The organism is Desulfonatronum thiodismutans, from assembly GCF_000717475.1.
In the GTDB taxonomy this organism is placed as follows: Bacteria; Desulfobacterota; Desulfovibrionia; order Desulfovibrionales; family Desulfonatronaceae; genus Desulfonatronum; species Desulfonatronum thiodismutans.
On the sequence record NZ_JPIK01000015.1, the window covers coordinates 22,599 to 28,979 of the forward strand.

Here is a 6,381-nt window from a genome sequence, read left to right on the forward strand (position 1 = left end):
GTTAAGCCAGGTTCACTGTGCCAGCCAAGGCCAGTTGCTTGCGGTAGGCCTGAATATACGCGGCGTGGTTGGAAGGAGCGGGGTCGAACGGGAACGATTGCGTGGGAACGGTCAAGTCCGGCGTTCGGCTGAAGAATCCGGGATAGTCGGACGCGGCTTGGTCTTGAGCACGGCCCGCGGGTTGGTGTTCGTCGCCGTCGGTCTGCTGCTCTTCCTGCTCGTTCTGGATGCGTTCCATCCGGGCTTCGGCTTCCATCTGGGCCGCGCTGGTCGCCACCTTGACGTCTTGGGGCGAAGGGCTGGCCGGGGCCAGGGCGGCCCGGCGGATGGTCTGGGCTTTTTGTTCGGTCTGTTCCGGATTTCCGGGCACTGGCGAGGTATCGATGCTCACTTCCCCGGCCACGGCGTATTGCCGTCCGTCCGGTCCGGTTTCGTAGGTGTAGCTGGCTCCGGCGGTGACATATTGCCCTCCGGCGGCCACATGGGCCTGCTCATGGGCCCGGACCTCGGCGTCGCGCTGCCGAAGCTGCTCCAGAACCTGACGGTCCTCCGACGACAGTTCCGACTCGTCGGGGACCGCCAGGATTGCGTTTTGCTTGTCGCCGTCGTCCCTGTCCACGGTTTGCGCCGCTTTGGGATCATCGTCCTGGTCCGGGACTGCGTCGCTTCGCCCTTCCTTCCTGGTGAACGAATCCCGGTGGTGCTGCTCTTCAAAGGCGCCGCCCGCGACCGGCTTGGCGTCCGGCCCGTAACCGATATCCAGGCCAAGAGCGACGGACTGGCCCTGGTCGCCTTTGAGTCTTTGGCCGTCCTGGTCCGTGCGGTGGCTGAGGTTGACCACGTCTCTCGGCGCAAGAGGGCTTGGAGCCTGTACCGCTCCGGCAAGACCTGCCGCGACGCCGGCGGCTCCGGAAGCCTGCTCGCTCAGGTTTTGACCGGTCCCGGAGTACTGTTGCCGGGAGGAATTGCAAAACGGGCAGGAGCCGTCCTCGCCGTGCTGGGAATGGTCGTGGCTCGCGAAACCGCCCAGGGAAAGCGAGTTGCTCCAGGAGGGAGCGGAAGCGGGATGTGATGCGGCGATGTCCATAGAGGGGACTCTGAGAGGTGCTGAGGCTCTGGGATAAGTAAAGCCATGGCGGTCGAAGATTGGCTATGCCACCTGTTTTATCGGCGGGATTTCGGAATACTTTAGGGGCGGGCGTAAAGTTTTTTACAGGCCGAGCCAGAGCGCCAAGGCCCTGTTGACCTGGAGCATGGTTTCTTCGGAGGCATGACCTATGACCCGGCGGATGCGTTCCCGTTTGATGGCGGAGATTTTATCCACCATGATCTGAGATACGACGCTCAATCCGTTGGTTTCGGAGGGGTTGAGCGTGATGCGGAACAGCGGGGCGTCCTGGATGCTGGAGGAAAACGGACAAACCACTATGCTGGCGTGGCCGACATTGGCGTGGTCGTGCTGGACGACCAGGGCTGGGCGGATTTTTCCATAATCTCCGGTCATTGCGACGATGACCAAATCTCCCCGGCGGACATCAAGTGGGTGGTCACCGCTCATCAGAGGTATCCCAGGCAGAGACGTTCTCCAGGAATTCCAGCACTTCGGATTCCTCCTGGCTTTGGCTGACCAGAGAGGATTGACGCCGTATTTCGTCGGCAACCTCCTGGGTCCGGGTATCGGGTACCCATATCTGGATCGACCGCATTCCACGTTCCTTCATCCGGGCGCGATAGCCTCTCATGGCTTCACGGGCCGAGAGGGGGGAGCGTTGTGTTTCCATGTGGTTGGCCTCCTTGTTTTCGATAACGTAGTTATGGGAGGTTTCGGGGTCAAGCACTTCGAATATGGATGCAGGGCATTTTTGTCCTCTGTAGAATTACAATAATTCCATAGTGGTAGATTGCAGGGTGTTCAAGGGGAACCTCCAGGGAGGGGCGGCACCCATCGAAATCGAAATCGAAATCGAAATCGCTATCGAAATCGGAATGTTACTAGAAATCGATTTCGATCACGATTTCGATTTCGATTTCGATCCAGAGCACCGGTGCTTCGAGAGCAAAATTGCCCTGCATATGGATGATAGTGGGGAAGGTGCGATCTTTATCTCGTCCGGTCCTCAGGTCTGCCGCGGCTCCAATGTTGATTTCAGTCCGGCTTGACCGCGTCCGAAAAATATCGCACTCTGCGACCTCTCCACCAGCCATGGATCTTCTTGTGACTCCCTGAATTCATTCCCGTTGCCTTTGTATAACCCCTGCCGCCGGCGAAAGTTCGCCGATGTGTGGCGGGGTTCTTTTGTTCTTTTCCCGTCCTTCCAAGCACCGTCCTATGAACAAACTCCAGAAAGAAGTCGCCCGGCGACGCACGTTCGCCATTATCAGCCACCCGGACGCCGGGAAAACCACGCTCACGGAAAAACTGCTCCTGTTCGGAGGGGCAATTCACCTGGCCGGAGCGGTCAAGGCCAAGAAGAACTCCCGGGGGGCCACCTCGGATTGGATGGCCGTGGAGCGGGAGCGGGGGATTTCCGTGTCCTCGTCGGTGATGAAGTTCGACTACAACGGCCATGAGATCAACCTGCTGGACACCCCCGGCCACCAGGACTTTTCCGAGGACACCTACCGCGTGCTCACGGCGGTGGATTCCGTGCTGATGGTCATCGACAGCGCCAAGGGCGTGGAGGTGCAGACCAAAAAGCTGATGGAGGTCTGCCGGATGCGCAACACGCCGATCATGACCTTCGTCAACAAGCTGGACCGGGACGGTCTGGAGCCTATCGAACTCCTGGACGACATCGAGACCAACCTGGGCATCGAGTGCGCGCCTCTGACCTGGCCCGTGGGCATGGGCAAGGGGTTCAAGGGGGTGTACGACCTGCGCCGGGACGAACTGCGGTTTTTCGTGCCCGACGGCCAGAAGTCCACCCGGCCCACGGACGTGGTCCACGTCAAGGGGTTGGACGATCCCCAACTGGACGAATTGCTGGGCCGGGACGCCCGGGATTTGCGGGGGGACGCGGAACTGCTGGCCGGGGCCGGACACCCTTTTGACCATGAGCGCTATCTGGCCGCCAGCCAGACGCCGGTTTTTTTCGGCAGCGCCATCAACAACTTCGGGGTCCAGGAACTCCTGGACACCTTCGTGGCCCTGGCGCCCCCGCCGCAGCCCAGGGAGGCGGAAACTGGGACCAACGGGAACACGGGAACGCGGATCGTTTCCCCGCTGGAGCCGGATTTTTCCGGGGTGGTCTTCAAGATCCAGGCGAACATGGACCCGGCCCACCGGGACCGGATCGCCTTTTTGAGGATCATTTCCGGCCATTTCGAGAAAGGCATGCGGGTGCGGCACCACCGGATCGGCAAGGACGTCCAGATCGCCAATGCCACGATCTTCATGGCCCACGACCGCACCGGCGTGGAAGAGGCCTGGCCCGGAGACATCATCGGGGTCCACAACCACGGGACCATCAAGATCGGGGACACCTTTTCCCTCAAGGAGCCGTTGAAATTCACCGGCATTCCCAGCTTCGCCCCGGAGCATTTCCGCCGGGTCCGGCTCAAGGATCCGATGCGGGCCAAGCAACTGGAAAAAGGGCTCTTGCAGCTCTGCGAGGAAGGCGCGGTGCAGGTCTTCCGACCCCTGCGCGCCAACGACTACCTGCTGGGCGCGGTGGGGCCGCTGCAATTCGAGGTCACCATGGCCCGGCTCAAGGACGAGTACAACGTGGACGCCGGATACGAGCCAGTGGACATCACCGGGGCGCGGTGGATCGCCGGCGGCAAGGACGCCAAGAAGTTCATCGCGGACAACGGCCGGGACATCGCCACGGACATCGACGGGGACATGGTCTACCTCGTGTCCAACCCCTGGCGGCTGGAGCGGCTGCTGGAGACCTACGACGACATCGTGCTGCAAACCATCAAGGAGCACAGGTAGCCGGTCACATGGATCAAGCAGGCAGGAAAGCCCTGGAAGCCCGGATGCTGCGGGAAATCGCCGACTTGAAAGCCCAAATGGGTGATCTGGAAGAACGGGCGCAAACCGTGGAGCTGGATCAACAGGCCGTGGGGCGGCTTTCCCGGATGGATTCCCTGGCCAACCAAAGCATCGCGGTCAACGCCCTGGGCAAGGCCAAGAGCCGCCTGGCGCGGCTGGAACGGGCCTTGTCCAGGATCAACGACGAGGATTTCGGCCTTTGCGCCGACTGCGGCGACCCCATCGCCCCGGCCAGACTGCTGGCCATGCCCGAGGCCGTGCTGTGTGTTGGGTGCGCGGATTGACAGATAGTTGAGTGATTCGCAACTATTCAGCACATCCTGGGTCAAGCCTTATTCCGACGCTGGATACCCGCCTTCGCGGGTATGACTGATTCGGAGATGCCAAGGAAAATCAAGTCATTCCCGCGAAGGCGGGAATCCAGTCCGCTTTCGCACGGATGAGCTGAGTAGTTACAGTGATTCTATCCAAACCGACAAACGACTTTTTACCACTATCTAACCGAGGAGGCTTTATGACACAGGCGCAAACCGGCAATCAGGTCAAGGTGCACTACACGGGTCGCCTGGACAGCGGGCAGGTTTTCGACAGCTCCGCGGATCGCGAGCCGCTGGAATTCACCCTGGGCCAGGGACAGTTGATCCCCGGCTTCGAGGCCGCGGTGACCGGAATGCAAGTGGGCGACAAAAAGACCGTGACCATCCCCGCGGAAGACGCCTACGGCCCTCGTCAGGACGACCTGCTGTTCTCCGTGGAACGCTCCCAACTCCCGGATACCATCCAGCCCGAGGTGGGGCAGCAGTTGCAGGTCAACCAGGAGGGGCAGACCGCCTTGGTCACCATATCCGAACTCACGGACACCACCATGACCCTGGACGCCAACCACCCTCTGGCCGGAGAGAATCTGACCTTTGACCTGGAAGTGGTCGAGGTTGCTGAGGTTGCCTAGGTTGAACCGACTTTGCAACATTCAGCATCCCCGCGCCTTTTTGGGCGTGATGTTGATCAGCCGCCGCATCGACAGTGTTCGATGCGGCGTTTTTTTATGCCGCAGCGCACTATACTCTACCAGCTATACTGGTTTAGGGTGAAACAATAAAAAAATTTTCTGATGATGTCTTTATGCCGCCCTTACAGGGCTATTTTTGTTTTAACTATATCTACCCAGGGCGTTGCCCTGGGCTATAATATGTCGCCCCGTTGGGGCTTCAGACAAGCCCTGAAAGGGCGAACTACCGTAGCCCAGGGCAACGCCCTGGGTAAAACGCCCCCAACAATAGTAGCCCTGAAAGGGCGGCATAAAATGATGCCACGCTAGCCCAAAAACAGCGATGGCCCTCTTGGAACACCAGCATTTAAATATTCAACCTCAAGCAGTATAGCTGTGTTGAAAAAGTCCTTTATCGGCAGTCCGTTCAAAAATTCCAAGTGCAAGGAGCAAGAAAAGTTCAAGGTCGAAGCGTATTTATTGATACGTGAGAGTTTGAACTTTTTGCAGCGACGCAGCAATTGGGATATTTTCAACGGACTGCAAGGAGAACCATGATGCTTCCCCGACTGACCCCCACCGAATTCTGGAGAGATTTCATCGCCGAGGGCCGCCAGTTTCATAAGGCCGCCCTGGGAGGACTGAAGCGCACCGAGGTCTTTACCCCGGAGATACTGTACAACATGCTGGCCATGGCCATGGAAAAGTACATCATGGGCTTGCTGATGTACCGAAAAAACCTTCCTGACAACCATACGTTCCGGGACCTAGTGGATGGGCTGCGACGGATGGAAGCCCGGAGTGAAAACTATTCCGGCCCCAGGCTGACTGATGAGCTGGCCGGGGAACTGCTGGCCCTGGATGCGTTCCAGGAGATTTGTTCGGTGGATGGCTATGCGCGACAGCCGCCGAGTAACGAGGAAATCCTGCGGATGAGCCGGACCTGCGCCAAGCTCCAGGAGTACGTGGACGCGGGATTGCCGCCGGAGACGACGACGCGGGATGGCGCTGCCGCGGGGTGATGGGAAGAATGGGCCGTGGTGGGTGGTGAATATTGGATTGAATCAAAAAAGGAGTCCGGTTTCACCGGGCGGTTCAATTCCCCACGTGTCAACAGGTTCCGAATCACCCCGATTGCTTCCATTCCCAATGTAGTTTAATGGCTTCAACATTTGGTGTTAAATCAGGATTTCCGAAGCCAGTACCGGAATTTGACGATGGCTTCCCGATGTGCGTGTACCGATCCCGGTGGACATGGACCTTCAAGGCGAGAGCATTACTCGTTTATGACACAATTCTACGTTCGTTGAGGTAGGTCGCCCTTACAGGGCTCTTCCTGCTGTCCATCGTTGTCCCAGGGCGTTGCCCTGGGGTATATAACTCAACTTTCGGGGTT

General features: G+C 59.0%; 8 protein-coding genes. 4 read left to right on the forward strand and 4 right to left on the reverse strand.

Going from position 1 to position 6,381, the window contains the following annotated elements; translation table 11 throughout:
* Position 1: 1 nt before the first annotated feature.
* The 4 genes from GY33_RS19900 to GY33_RS21060 form a co-directional block, all read right to left on the reverse strand.
* Entirely contained in the window at positions 2–1,087 is a 1,086-nt protein-coding gene (locus tag GY33_RS19900; protein WP_051822592.1) for a putative metalloprotease CJM1_0395 family protein, read from the reverse strand.
* A gap of 123 nt (positions 1,088–1,210) precedes the next feature.
* Positions 1,211–1,558 (reverse strand): type II toxin-antitoxin system PemK/MazF family toxin, encoded by a 348-nt coding sequence (locus GY33_RS0112320; RefSeq protein WP_031387625.1) that lies wholly within the window; start codon positions 1,556–1,558, stop codon positions 1,211–1,213.
* Positions 1,548–1,781, reverse strand: a complete 234-nt coding sequence (locus GY33_RS0112325) for an antitoxin MazE family protein (protein WP_031387626.1) — start codon at positions 1,779–1,781, stop codon at positions 1,548–1,550. The genes GY33_RS0112320 and GY33_RS0112325 overlap by 11 nt, the downstream gene beginning before the upstream one ends.
* Positions 1,782–1,992: 211 nt before the next feature.
* Positions 1,993–2,205, reverse strand: coding sequence for a hypothetical protein (locus GY33_RS21060; protein ID WP_152555185.1), 213 nt, complete (start codon positions 2,203–2,205; stop codon positions 1,993–1,995).
* A 124-nt stretch (positions 2,206–2,329) separates the two neighbouring features.
* On the opposite strand from GY33_RS21060, the gene GY33_RS0112335 reads away from it, so the two are divergent.
* The 4 genes from GY33_RS0112335 to GY33_RS0112355 all read left to right on the forward strand — a co-directional run bounded on the left by GY33_RS0112335 (position 2,330) and on the right by GY33_RS0112355 (position 6,007).
* Complete coding sequence (locus GY33_RS0112335) at positions 2,330–3,937, forward strand: peptide chain release factor 3 (protein WP_031387628.1); 1,608 nt, start codon at positions 2,330–2,332, stop codon at positions 3,935–3,937.
* A gap of 8 nt (positions 3,938–3,945) precedes the next feature.
* The gene (locus GY33_RS0112340; RefSeq protein WP_031387629.1) at positions 3,946–4,281 is read left to right on the forward strand and encodes a TraR/DksA family transcriptional regulator; all 336 of its coding nucleotides are present in this window, start codon (positions 3,946–3,948) and stop codon (positions 4,279–4,281) included.
* Between the two features lie 230 nt (positions 4,282–4,511).
* A complete protein-coding gene (locus tag GY33_RS0112345; protein WP_031387630.1) occupies positions 4,512–4,946 on the forward strand; it encodes an FKBP-type peptidyl-prolyl cis-trans isomerase in 435 nt (144 codons plus the stop codon).
* Positions 4,947–5,539: 593 nt separating this feature from the next.
* Positions 5,540–6,007, forward strand: a complete 468-nt coding sequence (locus GY33_RS0112355; RefSeq protein WP_152555186.1) for a hypothetical protein — start codon at positions 5,540–5,542, stop codon at positions 6,005–6,007.
* The last annotated feature ends 374 nt before the right edge of the window (positions 6,008–6,381 follow it).